The organism is Streptomyces sp. NPDC059874, assembly GCF_042731135.1.
Classification (GTDB): domain Bacteria; phylum Actinomycetota; class Actinomycetes; order Streptomycetales; family Streptomycetaceae; genus Streptomyces.
In genome coordinates, this window is record NZ_JBHWJY010000097.1 from 1 (window position 1) to 16,822 (window position 16,822).

A 16,822-nucleotide genomic window follows, 5' to 3' on the forward strand; every position below is an offset into this window, starting at 1 on the left:
CCTCAAACGCCGGCGAGGCTGGAAAATCCAGCCCCGCCGGCGTTTGAGGCGCGGGTCTGGGCGGAGCCCAGGGGGCCGCGCAGCGGCATTCCAGACCGGAGCCGGGCCGCGGCCGTACTCAGGCGGGAGTTGAGTACCCGCACCCTGTCGGCGGAGCCGGGCGGCGGGCGACCGTAGCCCCATGACAGCCAGCGCACGCGACATGGCCGAGGCCACCCCCGCCACCCGCGACCGGTACGTGGACCTCCTGCGGGTCGCCTCCCTCGGCACCGTCATCGGCGGGCACTGGCTGATGGCGGCCGTCAGCACCGGCGGCATAGGGAACCTGCTCGCCCTCGTCCCCGCGCTCCAGGTGCTCACCTGGGGGCTGCAGATCATGCCGGTGTTCTTCTTCGTCGGCGGGTTCTCGCACGCGCTGTCCTACCGCTCCCTGGTCCGCCGCAGCGACGGGCCGGTCTACGCCGTCTTCCTGCGGGCCCGGCTCCAACGGCTGCTGCGGCCCACGCTCGTCTTCGTCCTCGTGTGGGTCGCCCTCGCGCTCGGCGTGCAGCTCGCCGGGCGCGGCGACGGCGTGCTCGGCGGGGCCGCGCTGCGGATGGTCACGCAGCCGCTGTGGTTCATCGGGATCTACCTCGCCATGGTGGCCTTCACCCCGCCGCTGCTGAAACTGCACGAGCGCCACGGTTGGGCCGCCTTCGCCGGGCTGTTCGGCGCGGCCGCCGTCGTGGACGTGCTGCGCTTCGCGCTCGGCGTGCCGTACGTGGAGTTCCTGAACTTCGGCCTCGTCTGGCTCGCCGTCCACCAGCTCGGCTTCCTGCGCGCCGACGGCCGGATCCGCCGCCCCGCCGTCCTCGCCGCCGCCGGCCTGGCCGGGGCCGCGCTGCTGGTGGCGTACGGGCCGTACCCGCTGTCCATGGTCGGGATGCCCGGCGAGAAGGTCTCCAACATGGCTCCGCCCACCCTGGCCCTGCTCTGCCACGGCCTGTGGCTGGTCGGCGCCGTGCAGCTCCTGGCCCGACCGGCCGGCGCCTGGCTGGCCCGCCCCCGGGTCTGGCGCGGGGTCGTCGCCGCCAACGGGATCGCCATGACCGCCTTCCTCTGGCACCTCACCGCCATGCTCGCCGTGTACGGAGCCCAGCTCGCCCTCGGGATGCGGCTGCCCGAGCCGGCCACCGCCGCCTGGTGGGCGCAGGTGCCGGTGCGGATCCTGCTCGCCGCCGCCCTGACCGCGCTGCTCGTCGTCTGCTTCCGCCGCTTCGAGGCCCCGGCCGCTTCCTCCACGGCCGTGGGAAGCGGCCCCCGCGCCGCCGCCGGCATCACCCTGTGCCTGCTCGGCGTGCTCGGGCTCTCGATGACCGGCCTCGGGGGCCTGCTCGACGGGCACAGCGCCACCCTGATCGCCGTCCCCGTCACCGCGCCGACCGCCATCGCGATGGCGCTGGGCGGCTGGCTCCTGGTGGAACGGTCCGGCGCTGCCCGGCGCGTTAGGCTGAGGGGCTGATCGAAACCCTTTCCCTGGAGCGCGTCTGATGGCCGTCAATCTGGTCAATGTCGAGGCAGTCAGCAAGGTGTACGGCACACGTACCCTGCTCGACGGCATCTCCCTCGGCGTGTCCGAGGGGGACCGGATCGGTGTCGTCGGCCGCAACGGCGACGGCAAGACCACCCTCATCCGGATGCTGGCCAAGCTGGAGGACCCCGACACCGGGCGCGTCACCCAGTCCGGCGGCCTGCGCATGGGTGTCCTCACCCAGCACGACTCCCTCGATCCCGCGGCCACCATCCGCCACGAGATCATCCGGGACATGGCCGACCACGAATGGGCCGGCAACGCCAAGATCCGCGACGTCCTGACCGGTCTCTTCGGCGGGCTCGACCTGCCCGGCTTCGGCCAGGGCCTCGACACCGTCATCGGCCCGCTCTCCGGCGGCGAGCGCCGCCGCATCGCGCTCGCCAAGCTGCTCATCGCCGACCAGGACCTCCTGGTCCTCGACGAGCCCACCAACCACCTCGACGTCGAGGGCATCTCCTGGCTGGCCAAGCACCTCCAGGAACGCCGCTCCGCGCTCGTCTGCGTCACCCACGACCGATGGTTCCTCGACCAGGTGTGCACCCGCATGTGGGACGTCCAGCGCGGTGACGTGCACGAGTACGAGGGCGGCTACAGCGACTACGTCTTCGCCCGCGCCGAGCGCGAGCGGATCGCCGCCACCGAGGAGCAGAAGCGGCAGAACCTGATGCGCAAGGAGCTGGCCTGGCTGCGCCGCGGCGCCCCCGCCCGGACCTCCAAGCCGCGCTACCGCATCGAGGCGGCGAACGAGCTGATCGCCGACGTGCCGCCGCCGCGCGACAAGTCCGAGCTCATGCGCTTCGCCAACGCCCGGCTCGGCAAGACCGTCTTCGACATGGAAGACGTCAGCGTCCACGCCGGCCCGAAGATCCTCCTCAAGCACCTCACCTGGCACCTCGGCCCCGGCGACCGCATCGGTCTCGTCGGCGTCAACGGCGCCGGCAAGACCTCCCTGCTGCGCGCCCTGGCCGAGGCCGCCCGCACCCAGGGCGAGGTCCAGCCCGCCGCCGGCACGGTCACCGTCGGCAAGACCGTCCGGCTGGCCTACCTCTCCCAGGAGGTCGGCGAACTCGACCCGTCCCTGCGGGTCCTGGAGGCCGTCCAGCGGGTCCGTGACCGCGTCGACCTCGGCAAGGGCCGCGAGATGACGGCGGGTCAGCTGTGCGAGCAGTTCGGCTTCACCAAGGAGAAGCAGTGGACGCCCGTCGGCGACCTCTCCGGCGGTGAGCGGCGCCGGCTGCAGATCCTGCGCCTGCTGATGGACGAGCCGAACGTCCTGTTCCTCGACGAGCCCACCAACGACCTCGACATCGAGACCCTGACCCAGCTGGAGGACCTCCTCGACGGCTGGCCCGGCTCGATGATCGTGATCTCCCACGACCGGTTCTTCATCGAGCGCACCACCGACACGGTGATGGCCCTGCTCGGCGACGCGAGCCTGCGGATGCTGCCGCGCGGTCTGGACGAGTACCTGGAGCGCCGTCAGCGGATGATCGAGGCCGCCACCCCGGCGCCCGCGCCCGCCGCCGCCGCCGCTTCGAAGTCCACGTCCTCCGGCGACTCACGTGCGGCGAAGAAAGAACTCCAGAAGATCGAGCGGCAGCTGAACAAGCTCTCCGACCGCGAGAGCAACCTGCACGCGCAGATCGCCGAGAACTCCACCGACTACGACAAGGTCGCCAAGCTCGACGCGGAGCTGCGCGAACTCCTCTCGGAGCGCGACGACTTGGAGATGCGCTGGCTGGAACTGGCCGAGGAGGCCCAGTAGCCGCAGGGCGGCAACGGACCCGATAACGACGGCGTCACGGGCCGGTCCTCCCTTGGGAACAGGGCGAGGACCGGCCCGTTGTGCGCGCGCTGTCAGTGATAGAAAGGTCATCCCCCACGACCGCCCGAAGCCGAAAGCGTGCGCTGATGACCGAGCCGCCCCAGCCGCCGAACCAGCCGCCGACACCTTCTGGTTACGGGCACCTGCCCGGCCCGCCGCAGCCGTCGGCGTACGGATATCCGCCGCAGGGCGCCAATCCGTACGCCCAGCAACCCCAGCAGCCCCAGCAGCCGCCGACGCACCAGGGCTACGGTTACCCGCCGCCGCCCCCCGGCCTGCCCGGGGTGCCGCCGCCCGCGTCCGGGATGCCGCCGAAGAAGAAGCGAGCCGTGCTGATCGCCGCCTCGGTGGCCGCGGTCCTCCTCGCCGGGGGCGTCGGTTACGTCGCGTTCTTCAAGGGCGACGGCGACCCGAAGCAGCCCGTCGCGCAGGAGTCGCCCGCCGACGGCAAGCCCTCCGCGTCGGCTTCCGTGGACAAGGGCGACGGCAGCGGCAACGGCGGCCAGGAGGCCGACCTCAACTCCGGCCGCAAGCAGGGCGAGGACAAGGTCCTCTTCCTCAAGACGGTCAAGATCGACGGCCCCGGCATGGGCATCGAGTCCGCGGGCCAGTGGGTGGTCGGGGACACCGTCGTCAAGAGCGTCTGGAAGAACCTCACCGGCTACTCGGTCGCCGACGGCAAGGAGAAGTGGACGCTTCCCTTCCCTGCCCCGATCTGTGCCTCCACCCCGCAGACCACCGCCGACGGCAAGACGGTCGTCATGTACAAGGACGGCGAGTCGGACACCGCCTCCTGCACCCAGATGCGCGTGGTCGACCTGAAGACCGGCAAGGAGGTCTGGTCGAAGGAGGTCCCCAAGGAAGGGCTCTTCGACATCTTCACCAGCCCCACGGTGGCCATCACCGGCGACACCGTCGCCATCAGCCGCAGCGCCAACGCCAGCGCCTTCAAGGTCAGCACCGGCGACAAGCTCTTCGGCAGCAACCAGGGCGAGGGCTGCAAGCCCGACGCCTACGTGGCCGGCAACGGCAAGATGATCGCCCTCGCCACCTGCGCGGACGAGGACAGGACCGGTGAGGTCCACGGCATCGACCCGGTCACCGGAAAGAAGAACTGGACCTTCCGGCTGCCCGCGAAGTTCAAGGTCACCAGCGTCTACTCGGTCGATCCGCTCGTCATCGACCTCGGCAACGAGGCGACCAAGGAGCGCTCCATCGTGGTCCTCGGACCCGACGGGAAGCAGACCGCCACCCTCGCCGCCGACGGCAACTTCCCCACCGGCTGCGGCGACACCGGCACCTTCCGGCCCCTGTCGACCTGCCCGTTCTCGGCCGTCGACAACAACATCCTCTACCTGCCCACCGCGCCGTCCGGCGGCAAGGCGAACGAGATCGTCGCCTTCGACCTGGCCACCGGCAAGGCCAAGTGGCGCACCCCGGCCGGGGAGAAGCGCACCATCGCCCCGCTCAAGGCCGCGAACGGACAGCTGATCTTCTACCGCAAGGCCGAGGAGGACAGGGGCGGCGAGATCCTCTCGATCCCCGCCGCCGGTGGCACGCCCACCGCGCTCCTGCGCAACCCGTCGGGTCCCGCCGCTCCGATCGAGCACTCCTTCCGTCTCCCGAGGGTCGACTACGTGGACGGACGGTTCTTCATCTCCACCGGTCACCTGAAGGCCGAGGGGAAGGACGAGAAACTCCTGATGGTCTTCGGAAAGTGAACGTGTCCGACGAGCCGCCCACCGAGAGGCAGTAGCAACGCATGAGTACCCCGCCGCCCCCCAGCCAGCCGCCGTCCGGCGGCTTCGGAGCGCCGCAGGAGCCGCCGCCGGGCGGGTTCACACCGCCGCCGCCCATGCCGCCGGCGCCTCCGCAGCAGCCCCCGACGCAGCCCGTGACCCAGCCCGCACAGCCGCCGGCCGCGCAGGGGCCCGCCGGGCAGCCCGCCTACGGATACCCGCAGCCCGGGCCCGGCTACGGTTACCCGCAGCAGTCCGGACCGGTCACCACGCCGATGTACGCGCCCCAGCCCCCGGCGGGCGGCCCGGCAGGCGGCAACGACAAGCGCACCCAGCTGATGATCGTCGGCGCGGCCCTGCTGGCCATCGTCCTCATCGTCGGCGGCGGAATCTGGTACACCTCCGGCGACGGCGGGGGCACCGGCGGCGACCCGCAGAACAGCGCGAGCGGTGACCCCAGCGCCTCCACGGGCAACGACAAGCCCCAGGAGAGCTCGCCCGCCGTCGAGAAGGCGCCCTCGAACCCCAAGTCGAAGTCGCTGTTCAACCTGCCGAGCCCGCAGCCGGCCGAGCAGGTCGGCACCATCGGTTCCTGGATCACCGACTCCACCTACGTGAAGTCCGACGTGTCCAAGGTCGTCGGCTACAACCTGGTCGACGGCGGCAAGAAGTGGGAGATCCCGCTTCCGGGCGAGGTCTGCGGAGCGACCAAGCACGTCAGCCAGAACAAGTCGGCGATCCTCTTCCGGGCCGCGCAGCGGACCCCCGAGAACAAGTACGTGCCGTGCACCGAGGTCGGCGTCATCGACCTGGACGCCGGCAAGCTCGTCTGGTCCGGCAACGCCAAGAGCACCAGCGGCGGTGACAAGCCGGCGAACCTCCGCGAGGTCACGATCAGCGGCAACACCGTGGCCGCCGCCGACATCTCCATCGGCGGCGCCGCCTGGAACCTCGCCGACGGCAAGTCCCTGTGGCTCCCCAAGGTCGACGCCGAACAGTGCCGCGACACCGGCTACGCCGGCGGTGAGGCCCTCGCCGTCATCCGCAAGTGCGGCCAGAGCCCCAACTACACGCTGTACGCGCAGATCCTCGACCCGACGACCGGCGCGGCCAAGGCCTCGTACAAGCTGTCCCCGGGCATCGACTACGCCGGCATCGTCTCCACCAAGCCGCTGGTCGTCGCGGCCGACGTCGGCGGCACCGCCAAGAACGCCACCGGCGTCAGCGACCTCTTCGTCGTCGACGACAAGGGCGAGCTGAAGGCGCGCATCTCCGTCACCTCCGGCAACTTCGACGGCAAGTGCGCGGCCACCGAGGTCGAGAAGTGCACGGGCATGGTCGTCGGCAACGGCAAGCTCTACCTGCCTTCGAAGGAGCACCAGGGTCAGGACTCCAGCGGCGGCCGCACCAACGAGCTGCTCTCCTTCGACCTCACGACGGGCAAGCAGACCAGCGACCGCGCCGACGCGGGCGAGCGGTACCAGCTCACCCCGCTGCGCATGGACGGGCCGAACATCATCGCCTACAAGGAGCCCCCGTACGACAAGGGTGCCCAGGTCGTCAGCATCGACGGCAAGACGATGAAGGAAACCCTCCTCATGGAGAACCCGGTGGAGAAGGCGAACCAGCGCCTCGAGAGCCCCTTCTCGCCGGACTACTCCGAGTACCGCTACCACAACGGGAAGCTCTTCATCTCCCGTACGTCGGTGACCAAGCCGTACTCGGACAAGTCCGACCCGGAGTACCTCTTCGTCTCCTTCACCGCGAGCTGACCCGCGCGCGGCGCACGAAGCCGCAAGAAGCCGCAGGAAGCAGCAGGAAGCCCCCGGAAGGTCCGCCCTTCCGGGGGCTTCTGCGCGGTTACCGGCGCGCACCGTCGAACAAGCGTGTAGCTTGCCGGGTCAGATGATTCGGGGGTGGGTGCCTCAATGGGCGTACGGGTCGTGGTGGTCGACGAGCACCGGCTGTTGGCCGAGGCGCTCGCCTCTGCCCTGAAACTGCGCGGTCACCGGGTGCTCGCGGCGGCCGCCCCGGCCGCGGGCGCCGCCGAGCTGGTCATCAACCGGGCCCCGGAGGTCTGCCTGCTGGGGACCGCGACGCCCGCCGAGCCCGGGGTGTTCGAACCCGTCGTGCGGATCAAGCGGGAGCGCCCGCAGATCGCCGTCGTCGTCCTGGGCCCGGTGCCCAGCCCGCGCGGCATCGCCGCCGCGTTCGCCGCGGGCGCCTCGGGGTACGTACGGCAGGACGAGCGCATCGAGGGCGTGGAGCGCGCCCTGGCCAAGGCGCGGGCGGGGGAGGTGGCGATCGCCCCCGGGCTGCTCCAGGGGGCCTTCACGGAGCTCCTGAACCCCGCCGCCCAGCCCGACGACGAGGGCAGCAGGCTGCTGCGGCTGCTGACCCCGCGCGAGGTGGAGGTGCTGGTCCGGGTCGCCGAGGGCGAGGACACCCGGCTCATCGCGGCGGGCATGGACATCGCCCCGAGCACCGCCCGTACGCACGTGCAGCGGGTCCTGATGAAGCTGGGCGTGGGCTCGCGGCTGGAGGCGGCCGCCCTGGCCGCCCGGACCGGTCTGCTGGACCGGGCGGTCCCGGTGCGGCAGGCGGCGCAGGACTGACACCCGCCCCGGATTTCCCCCGAGCGGCCGAATCGGGTAAGCCAGTCTCTTAGTACGCGCGTGCACGGGCGCGTGTTCCCCGGCGAGAGGCAATAGGCGAGTGAGCAAGACGGCGATGCACAAGTACCTGGTGACCGGCGGCGCGGGATACGTCGGCAGTGTGGTCGCGGCGCACCTGCTGGAGGCCGGCCACGAGGTGACCGTCCTCGACGACCTCAGCACCGGCTTCCGCGAGGGGATCCCGGCGGGCGCCACCTTCATCGAGGGCCGGATCCAGGACGCCGCGCGGTACGTGGACGACTCCTACGAGGCGGTGCTGCACTTCGCGGCGTCCTCGCAGGTCGGCGAGTCCGTGGTGAATCCGGGCAAGTACTGGGAGAACAACGTCGGCGGCACCCTCGCCCTGCTGGCCGCGATGCGTGAGGCGGGCGTGGGCAAGCTGGTGTTCTCCTCCACCGCGGCCACCTACGGGGAGCCGACGGAGGGCCTGCTGACCGAGGCCTCGGTGACCGCGCCGACCAACCCGTACGGTGCCTCGAAGCTGGCCGTGGACCACATGATCGCCGGGGAGTGCGTGGCGCACGGCCTGGCCGCGGTGTCCCTGCGCTACTTCAACGTGGCCGGCGCCTACGGCGAGTTCGGCGAGCGGCACACCCCCGAGACCCACCTGATCCCGCTGGTGCTCCAGGTCGCGCTGGGCGAGCGGGAGTCGATCTCGGTGTACGGCGAGGACTACCCGACTCCGGACGGCACCTGCGTGCGCGACTACATCCACGTCGCCGACCTGGCCGAGGCCCACCTGGCGGCGCTGGAGCACGCCACCGCGGGCGAGCACCTGATCTGCAACCTGGGCAACGGCAGCGGGTTCTCGGTGCGCGAGGTCGTCGAAACGGTCCGCAAGGTGACCGGCCACGAGATCCCCGAGGTCGTCGCGCCGCGCCGGGCCGGCGACCCGGCGAAGCTGGTGGCCTCCGCGCGGACCGCGCACGAGCGCCTGGGCTGGACCCCGAGCCGCTCGGACCTCACCGGCATCATCACGGACGCGTGGAACTTCGCGCGCCGGGACGCTTCCTGAACCACCCCGCTCGTCTGCTTTCCCGCGCGCCCCCCACGCCACACGGTGTGGGGGGCGCGCGCATGTCCGCCGCGCGCGGGGACCCGGCGCTGTGCGCGGGCGCCCGGCGTGCACACGCCGGGTGAAATGCACTCCGTGCAACTGCCCGTGGCACACGCCGGTGCGGATGCCGTCATCCGGACCTTCGGGGCAGTCGAATTCAAGCCACCACAAAGGCCGTTCGGCCCTTCCCCGCTTGAAAATCGCGGGAAAAACTTCTGCTATTCGGCCAACCGCGAGCCGCCCCCGGCCCTACGCTGATGCGTGACGCCGGTGGGGGCCGGTGTTGATTCAGGGGTCGAGACAAGTCGGGTACGACGTCCGGTCCGGGGTAGTGCAGAGATGTCGCGGCGGCGGCCGCGGCGGCTGTGGATCACCCGGTCCGGGCGCCGTACCCGCCGTCGTCCGTTCCCCTACCCTTGGGGGTTTTGTGGCTCGTATCCGGGTTCTCGTCGTCGACGATCACCGCATCTTCGCCGAATCGCTCGCAGCCGCGCTCGCGGCCGAGCCGGACGTGGACGTGTCCGCGGCCGGCAGCGGCCCCGCCGCCCTGCGCTGCCTCGAACGCGCGGTGGCCGAGGGCCGCCGCTTCGACGTCCTGCTGGTCGACGCCGATCTGGCCGCCGTGGCCGGCGCCGGGGGCGGTGTGCCCGCCCAGCGGGAGTCCGGCTCCGGCTCGCCCCCGCCGGGCCCGGACGGGATCGCCTTGGTCGCCACGGTCCGGGTCGCCCACCCCGGGGTGCGCACGGTCGTCCTCGCCGAGCGCGACGACCCCCGCCGGGCCGCGCACGCGCTCCAGGCCGGCGCCTCGGGCTGGGTGGCCAAGGACTGCTCGCTCTCGCGGCTGCTGGCCGTCATCCGGGGGGTGCTGCGCGAGGAGACCCACCTGCCGCCCGCGCTGCTCACGGGGGTGCTGCGGGAGCTGACGGCCGCGCGCAAGCACCGTACGGACAGCGAGCGGCTGGTCGAGTCGCTGACGCCGCGTGAGCACGAGGTGCTGCGCTGCATGGTGGCCGGGCTGGGCCGCAAGGACGTGGCGGCGCGGCTCTTCCTGTCCCCGCACACCGTCCGCACGCACATGCAGAACGTGCTGGGCAAGCTGGGCGTGCACTCCACGCTCGCCGCGGTGGCCCTGGCCCGGCGGGCGGGCGTACGGCCGGCGGACCTGGGGCTAGCCGGGGATGTTGTCGAACGGAGCGGTCAACTGGCGTAGCAGGCCCGCGAGATCGACGCGCTCGTTGCGCGAGAGCTGGGCGAGGATCGCCCGCTCCTGGGCCAGCAGGCCGGCGAGGGCCTGGTCGGCGCGGTCGCGACCCTCGGGGGTGAGCCGCACCAGGACCCCCCGGCGGTCGCTGGGGTCCGGGAGGCGTTCGACGAGGCCCTTCTTGGCGAGCCGGTCGATGCGGTTGGTCATGGTGCCGGAGGTGACCAGGGTCTGCGTCAGGAGCTGGCCGGGGGAGAGCTGGTAGGGGGCTCCGGCGCGGCGCAGGGAGGTGAGTACGTCGAACTCCCAAGGTTCCAGGCCGTGCTCGGAGAAGGCCAGCCTGCGGGCCCGGTCGAGGTGGCGCGCGAGCCTGCTGACGCGGCTCAGTACCTCAAGCGGTTCCACGTCGAGGTCAGGGCGCTCCCGGCGCCATGCCGCTACCAGTCGGTCGACCTCGTCCTCCATGCCGATCAGTGTAAGGGGTCTGTCGACATGAAGTCTCTTCACATCAAGTATCTCGACCACGATTATCTTGACATCGAGATATAAATGCTGCGACCGTGGGGCATGGAGCGTCCCGGAACTGATTCCGCTTCCGACCGCCCCGCCAGCAGGGAGGCTCGAACATGTATTCCGATACCGCGCGCGCCGGGACCCCCACGTCCACCGCGCCGTCCGCACCCACCTGGGATCCCCAGCAGTACCTCCGGCACGCCGGACACCGCACCCGACCCTTCCTCGATCTGCTGAACCGCATACCCGAACTCCCCACGCGCCCCGCCCGCATCGCCGACCTCGGCTGCGGCCCCGGCAACGTCACCGCCCTCCTCGCCGGCCGCTGGCCCGACGCCCGGATCACCGGCTTCGACCTGTCCCCGGAAATGCTCCACCGCGCCGACCAGGAGTACGCGGGCCCCACCGCCGGCGGCGGCCGCCTCGACTTCCACCACGCCGACCTCGCCTCCTGGCTTCCCGAGGAGCCCTACGACCTGATCGTCTCCAACGCCGCCCTGCAATGGGTCCCCAGCCACCCCGGCTCCTTCGGCGCCTGGATCAACGGCCTGCGTCCCGGCGGCACCTTCGCCTTCCAGATCCCCGGCAACTTCAAGGCCCCCAGCCACGCCCTCCTCGCCGAACAATGCGACACCCCGCGCTGGCGCGCCCGGCTCGCCGGCCACGGAGCCCGCTACAAGCACTTCCTGGAACCCGCCGAATACCTCGCCCGTTTCACCGAACTGGGCTGCGCCGCAGACGTCTGGGAAACCACCTACCACCAACTGCTCCAAGGCCCCGACCCGGTGCTCGACTGGGTCAAGGGCACCGCCCTGCGGCCGGTCCTCACCGCCCTGGGCGACGACGAGGAGGCCGCCCGCGCCTTCCTCGCCGAGTACCGCGACCGGCTCCGCGAGGCCTACCCGACCGGGCCGCGCGGCACCGTCTTCCCGTTCCGCCGCATCTTCGCCGTCGCCCGCAAGGAGGCCTGACCGTGCTCACCGCCGTCGACCACGTCCAACTCGCCGCGCCGCCCGGATCGGAGGACCGGCTCCGCGCCTACTACACGCACGTCCTCGGCATGACCGAGATCCCCAAACCGCCCGTCCTCGCCGCCCGCGGCGGCTGCTGGTTCGCCGCCGGACCCGTACAACTGCACCTCGGCGTCGAAGAGGACTTCAGGCCCGCCCGCAAGGCCCATCCGGGACTACGGGTGACCGGCATCGTCGAGTACGCGCACAGACTGGAGGAGCGGGGAGCCAAGGTCGTCTGGGACGACAACCTGCCCGGCCACCGCCGCTTCTACTCGGAGGACCCGGTGGGCAACCGGCTGGAGTTCCTGGAACGACACGCCCTGGAACCGCAGACACAGGAGCCCTGCGCCTAGAGCGACGGGCGGCACCACGCGACGGCGCCCCGCCACCGGATCTCCGGTGACGGGGCGCCGTCGCGTACGACGAGGGGTACGGGCTCAACTCTTGCGGCGGCCCACCAGATGCGGCTTCGACTCCAGCCCGTCCAGGCCGTGCCAGGCCAGGTTCACCAGATGCGCGGCCACCTCCGCCTTCTTCGGCTTGCGCACGTCCAGCCACCACTGCCCGGTCAACGCCACCATCCCGACCAGCGCCTGCGCGTACAACGGAGCCAGCTTCGGGTCGAAACCCCGAGCCTTGAACTCCAGACCCAGGATGTCCTCGACCTGCGTGGCGATATCGCTGATCAGCGAGGCGAACGTGCCCGTCGACTGCGCGACCGGGGAATCGCGCACCAGAATGCGGAAACCGTCCGTGTACGACTCGATGTAGTCCAGCAACGCGAACGCCGCCTGCTCCAACAGCTCCCGCGGATGCCCGGCCGTCAGCGCGCCCGTCACCCCGTCCAGCAACTGGCGCATCTCCCGGTCCACGACGACCGCGTACAGGCCCTCCTTGCCGCCGAAGTGCTCGTACACCACCGGCTTGGACACCCCGGCCTTCGCCGCGATCTCCTCCACCGAGGTGCCCTCGAAGCCCTTCTCCGCGAACAGCGTCCGGCCGATGTCCAGCAGTTGCTGGCGCCGCTCCGCGCCCGTCATCCTCACCCGGCGGCCGCGCCTGGGCTTGTCGCTGCTGGAATTACCGCCGTCGATCGCCACGCCCCCCATCATGCCGGGTTCGACTCGGTTTCCCGCCGCCGGGCTTCGATGCGGGAAGCCGACGGCCAGCGCACGTCCGTGGCCCAGCCCAGCTGCTCGAACCAGCGGATCAGCCGGGCGCTGGAGTCGACCTGGCCGCGCAGCACGCCGTGGCGGGCCGACGTCGGGTCCGCGTGGTGCAGGTTGTGCCAGGACTCACCGCAGGACAGCACGGCCAGCCACCACACGTTGCCCGAACGGTCGCGCGACTTGAACGGCCGCTTGCCCACCGCGTGGCAGATCGAGTTGATCGACCACGTCACGTGGTGCAGCAGCGCGACCCGCACCAGGGAACCCCAGAAGAACGCCGTGAACGCGCCCCACCAGGACATCGTCACCAGACCGCCGACCAGCGGCGGGATCGCCAGGGAGAACATCGTCCAGTAGATGAAGTCGCGCGAGATCCGCCGGATCGCCGGGTCCTTGATCAGGTCGGGCGCGTACTTCTGCTGATCGGTCTGCTCCTCGTCGAAGAGCCAGCCGATGTGCGCCCACCACAGGCCCTTCATCAGCGCCGGCAGGGTCTCCCCGAACCGCCACGGCGAATGCGGGTCACCCTCGTGGTCCGAGTACTTGTGGTGCTTGCGGTGATCGGCCACCCACCGCACCAGCGGCCCCTCCACCGCCATCGAACCCATCACCGCGAGCGCGATGCGCAGCGGCCGCTTCGCCTTGAAGGAACCGTGCGTGAAGTACCGGTGGAAGCCGATGGTGATCCCGTGGCACGCCAGGAAGTACATGAAGACCATCAGGCCGAGATCCAACCAGCTCACCCCCCAACCCCACGCCAGCGGAATCGCCGCCAGCAAGGCCAGGAAGGGAACGGTGATGAACAGCAGGAGGGCGATCTGCTCGATGGACCGCTTGTTCTCGCCGCCGAGAGTCGCGGACGGCGCAGACCCGTCGGAGGCCGCGGAGGCGTCCTCGATCAGATCGGGACTGGTGGTCATGGATGTCCCCTGAGGGTGAGAAGTCGGCAGGCGCCGGGGTTACGGACCCGTAACCTACGGCATCGTAAGTATGGCAAAGCCGCGGCCCGAGGCAACAGGAGCGCGGCCGGGGCGTACCAGGGCGCGGGCGGCCCGCTCGCGAGCCGCCCACTTGACGTCTGATGAGACATTTGCCCAGGCACAGGCCCGGGACACCTATCCTGTTGCCGTCGGACAGCGCGGTCCGCACGGGCAGCCCGAGCTGCGCACCAGGAGCGGCGATGCCGCGCGCCGTCGGGAGCCCACCGCCCAGTAGCGCTCGAACACTGCAAGGAGCCGCACCTGTGAGCAGTGCTGACCAGGTCCCCGCCCACACCACGGACGCCGCGAACGCAGAGCTGCGCGCGGACATCCGCCGCCTCGGCGACCTCCTCGGGGAGACGCTCGTACGCCAAGAGGGCCAAGACCTCCTCGACCTCGTCGAACAAGTGCGCGCACTCACCCGCACCGACGGCGAAGCCGCCGCCGCCCTCCTCGGCGACACCGACCTGGAGACCGCCGCCAAGCTCGTACGCGCCTTCTCCACCTACTTCCACCTCGCCAACGTCACCGAGCAGGTGCACCGCGGCAAGGAACTGCGCGCCCACCGCGCCGCCGAAGGCGGGCTCCTCGCCCGCACCGCCGACATGCTCAAGGACGCCGACCCCGAGCACCTGCGCGAAACGGTCAAGAACCTCAACGTCCGACCCGTCTTCACCGCACACCCCACCGAAGCGGCCCGCCGCAGCGTCCTGGGCAAGCTGCGCCGCATCGCCGCCCTCCTGGAGGAGCCCGTCACCGGCGCCGGCGACCGCCGCCGCCACGACCTGCGCCTCGCCGAGAACATCGACCTCGTCTGGCAGACCGACGAGCTCCGCGTCGTCCGCCCCGAACCCGCCGACGAAGCCCGCAACGCCATCTACTACCTCGACGAGCTGCACGCCGGCGCCGTCGGCGACGTACTCGAAGACCTCGCCGCCGAACTCCAGCGCGTCGGCATCGAGCTCCCCGCCGGCACCCGCCCCCTCACCTTCGGCACCTGGATCGGCGGCGACCGCGACGGCAACCCCAACGTCACCCCCGACGTCACCCGCGACGTACTGATCCTCCAGCACGAGCACGGCATCAGCGACGCCCTGGAACTCATCGACTTCCTGCGCTCGCTGCTCTCCAACTCCATCCGCTACGCCGGCGCCACCGAGGAACTCCTCGCCTCCCTCCAGGCCGACCTCGAACGCCTCCCCGAAATCAGCCCGCGCTACAAGCGGCTGAACGCCGAAGAGCCCTACCGCCTCAAGGTCACCTGCGTCCGACAGAAGCTCCTCAACACCCGCGACCGCCTCGCCAAGGGCACCGCACACGAGGAAGGCCGCGACTACCTCGGCACCGCCGAGCTCCTCACCGACCTCACCCTCATCCAGACCTCCCTGCGCGCACACCGCGGCGGACTCCTCGCCGACGGCCGCATGGACCGCACCATCCGCACCCTGGCCGCCTTCGGCCTCCAGCTCGCCACCATGGACGTACGCGAGCACGCCGACGCCCACCACCACGCCCTCGGCCAGCTCTTCGACCGGCTCGGCGAGGAATCCTGGCGCTACGCCGACATGCCCCGCGACTACCGGCAGAAGCTCCTCGCCAAGGAACTCCGCTCCCGCCGCCCCCTCGCCCCCACCCCCGCCCCACTCGACGCCGCCGGACACAAGACCCTCGGCGTCTTCTCCGCCATCAAGGACGCCTTCGAGAAGTTCGGCCCCGAGGTCATCGAGTCGTACATCATCTCGATGTGCCAGGGCGCCGACGACGTCTTCGCCGCCGCCGTCCTCGCCCGCGAGGCCGGCCTCATCGACCTCCACGCCGGCTGGGCCAAGATCGGCATCGTGCCGCTCCTGGAGACCACCGACGAACTGCGCGCCGCCGACGTCATCCTCGGCGACATGCTCGCCGACCCCTCCTACCGGCGCCTCGTCTCCCTCCGCGGCGACGTCCAAGAGGTCATGCTCGGCTACTCCGACTCCTCCAAGTTCGGCGGCATCACCACCAGCCAGTGGGAGATCCACCGCGCCCAGCGCCGCCTGCGCGACGTCGCCCACCGCTACGGCGTGCGCCTGCGCCTCTTCCACGGCCGAGGCGGCACCGTCGGCCGCGGCGGCGGCCCCTCCCACGACGCGATCCTCGCCCAGCCCTGGGGCACCCTCGAAGGCGAGATCAAGGTCACCGAACAGGGCGAAGTCATCTCCGACAAGTACCTCGTGCCCTCCCTCGCCCGCGAAAACCTCGAACTGACCGTCGCCGCGACCCTGCAGGCCTCCGCCCTGCACACCGCACCCCGCCAGTCCGACGAAGCCCTCGCCCGCTGGGACGCGGCCATGGACACCGTCTCCGAAGCCGCCCACAGCGCCTACCGCGAACTCGTCGAAGACCCCGACCTGCCCTCGTACTTCTTCGCCGCCACCCCCGTCGACCAGCTCGCCGACCTGCACCTCGGCTCCCGCCCCTCCCGCCGCCCCGACTCCGGCGCCGGCCTCGACGGCCTGCGCGCCATCCCGTGGGTCTTCGGCTGGACCCAGTCCCGCCAGATCGTCCCCGGCTGGTACGGAGTCGGCTCCGGCCTCAAGGCCCTACGCGAAGCCGGCCGGCAAGACGTCCTCACCGAAATGGGCGAGCGCTGGCACTTCTTCCGCAACTTCCTGTCCAACGTCGAGATGACACTGGCCAAGACCGACCTGCGGATCGCCCGCCACTACGTCGACACCCTCGTCCCCGACCACCTCAAGCACGTCTTCGACCGCATCGAGGCCGAACACGAACTCACCGTCGCCGAAGTCCTGCGCATCACCGGAGGCGAGAAGCTCCTCGACTCCCAGCCGGTCCTCCAGCAGACCTTCGCCGTACGCGACGCCTACCTGGACCCCATCTCCTACCTCCAGGTCTCCCTGCTGGCCCGCCAGCGCGCCGCCGCCGCCCGCGGCGAAGAAGCCGACCCGCTCCTCGCCCGCGCCCTGCTGCTCACCGTCAACGGCGTGGCCGCCGGCCTGCGCAACACCGGCTGAGCCGCACCCGAACACGAAGAAGCCCCCGCACCGACCGACGGTGCGGGGGCTTCCCCGTACGACCTG

General features: G+C 71.2%; 13 protein-coding genes. 10 read left to right on the forward strand and 3 right to left on the reverse strand.

Features of this window, described 5'->3' with window-relative positions; all coding sequences use genetic code 11:
• Positions 1–181 precede the first annotated feature (181 nt).
• The 7 genes from ACFV9H_RS35900 (at position 182) to ACFV9H_RS35930 (ending at position 10,079) form a co-directional block, all read left to right on the forward strand.
• Entirely contained in the window at positions 182–1,501 is a 1,320-nt protein-coding gene (locus ACFV9H_RS35900; RefSeq protein ID WP_385406901.1) for an acyltransferase, read from the forward strand.
• 28 nt (positions 1,502–1,529) lie between these two features.
• Complete coding sequence (locus tag ACFV9H_RS35905) at positions 1,530–3,338, forward strand: ABC-F family ATP-binding cassette domain-containing protein (RefSeq protein ID WP_385406903.1); 1,809 nt, start codon at positions 1,530–1,532, stop codon at positions 3,336–3,338.
• 146 nt (positions 3,339–3,484) lie between these two features.
• A complete protein-coding gene (locus ACFV9H_RS35910; protein ID WP_385406906.1) occupies positions 3,485–5,119 on the forward strand; it encodes a PQQ-binding-like beta-propeller repeat protein in 1,635 nt (544 codons plus the stop codon).
• 41 nt (positions 5,120–5,160) lie between these two features.
• On the forward strand, positions 5,161–6,909 hold the full coding sequence (locus tag ACFV9H_RS35915) for a PQQ-binding-like beta-propeller repeat protein (protein ID WP_385406908.1): 1,749 nt from the start codon (positions 5,161–5,163) through the stop codon (positions 6,907–6,909).
• Positions 6,910–7,065: 156 nt separating this feature from the next.
• On the forward strand, positions 7,066–7,752 hold the full coding sequence (locus ACFV9H_RS35920) for a response regulator transcription factor (RefSeq protein WP_385406955.1): 687 nt from the start codon (positions 7,066–7,068) through the stop codon (positions 7,750–7,752).
• A gap of 115 nt (positions 7,753–7,867) precedes the next feature.
• Positions 7,868–8,827, forward strand: a complete 960-nt coding sequence (gene galE / locus ACFV9H_RS35925; RefSeq protein WP_385406958.1) for a UDP-glucose 4-epimerase GalE — start codon at positions 7,868–7,870, stop codon at positions 8,825–8,827.
• Positions 8,828–9,296: 469 nt separating this feature from the next.
• Positions 9,297–10,079 carry a LuxR C-terminal-related transcriptional regulator gene (locus ACFV9H_RS35930; protein ID WP_385406910.1) on the forward strand — a complete coding sequence of 261 codons (783 nt, stop codon included), beginning with the start codon at positions 9,297–9,299 and terminating at the stop codon, positions 10,077–10,079.
• Here the strand turns inward: ACFV9H_RS35930 and ACFV9H_RS35935 are convergent.
• Positions 10,038–10,535: a MarR family transcriptional regulator gene (locus ACFV9H_RS35935; RefSeq protein ID WP_365170553.1), complete on the reverse strand. Its 498-nt coding sequence runs from the start codon at positions 10,533–10,535 to the stop codon at positions 10,038–10,040. The two genes, ACFV9H_RS35930 and ACFV9H_RS35935, sit on opposite strands and share 42 nt — an antisense overlap.
• A gap of 161 nt (positions 10,536–10,696) precedes the next feature.
• Between ACFV9H_RS35935 and ACFV9H_RS35940 the strand changes: the two genes are divergently transcribed.
• Positions 10,697–11,554: a trans-aconitate 2-methyltransferase gene (locus ACFV9H_RS35940; protein WP_385406913.1), complete on the forward strand. Its 858-nt coding sequence runs from the start codon at positions 10,697–10,699 to the stop codon at positions 11,552–11,554.
• A gap of 2 nt (positions 11,555–11,556) precedes the next feature.
• The gene (locus tag ACFV9H_RS35945; protein ID WP_385406915.1) at positions 11,557–11,949 is read left to right on the forward strand and encodes a VOC family protein; all 393 of its coding nucleotides are present in this window, start codon (positions 11,557–11,559) and stop codon (positions 11,947–11,949) included.
• Positions 11,950–12,033: 84 nt separating this feature from the next.
• Here ACFV9H_RS35945 and ACFV9H_RS35950 read toward each other — a convergent pair whose 3' ends face one another.
• Together ACFV9H_RS35950 and ACFV9H_RS35955 are read right to left on the reverse strand one after the other, a co-directional pair.
• The gene (locus ACFV9H_RS35950; RefSeq protein ID WP_385406918.1) at positions 12,034–12,708 is read right to left on the reverse strand and encodes a TetR family transcriptional regulator; all 675 of its coding nucleotides are present in this window, start codon (positions 12,706–12,708) and stop codon (positions 12,034–12,036) included.
• A complete protein-coding gene (locus ACFV9H_RS35955; RefSeq protein WP_385406921.1) occupies positions 12,705–13,685 on the reverse strand; it encodes an acyl-CoA desaturase in 981 nt (326 codons plus the stop codon). The genes ACFV9H_RS35950 and ACFV9H_RS35955 overlap by 4 nt, the downstream gene beginning before the upstream one ends.
• Positions 13,686–13,945: 260 nt before the next feature.
• Between ACFV9H_RS35955 and ppc the strand changes: the two genes are divergently transcribed.
• A complete protein-coding gene (ppc, locus tag ACFV9H_RS35960; protein ID WP_385406923.1) occupies positions 13,946–16,756 on the forward strand; it encodes a phosphoenolpyruvate carboxylase in 2,811 nt (936 codons plus the stop codon).
• Positions 16,757–16,822: the final 66 nt, after the last annotated feature.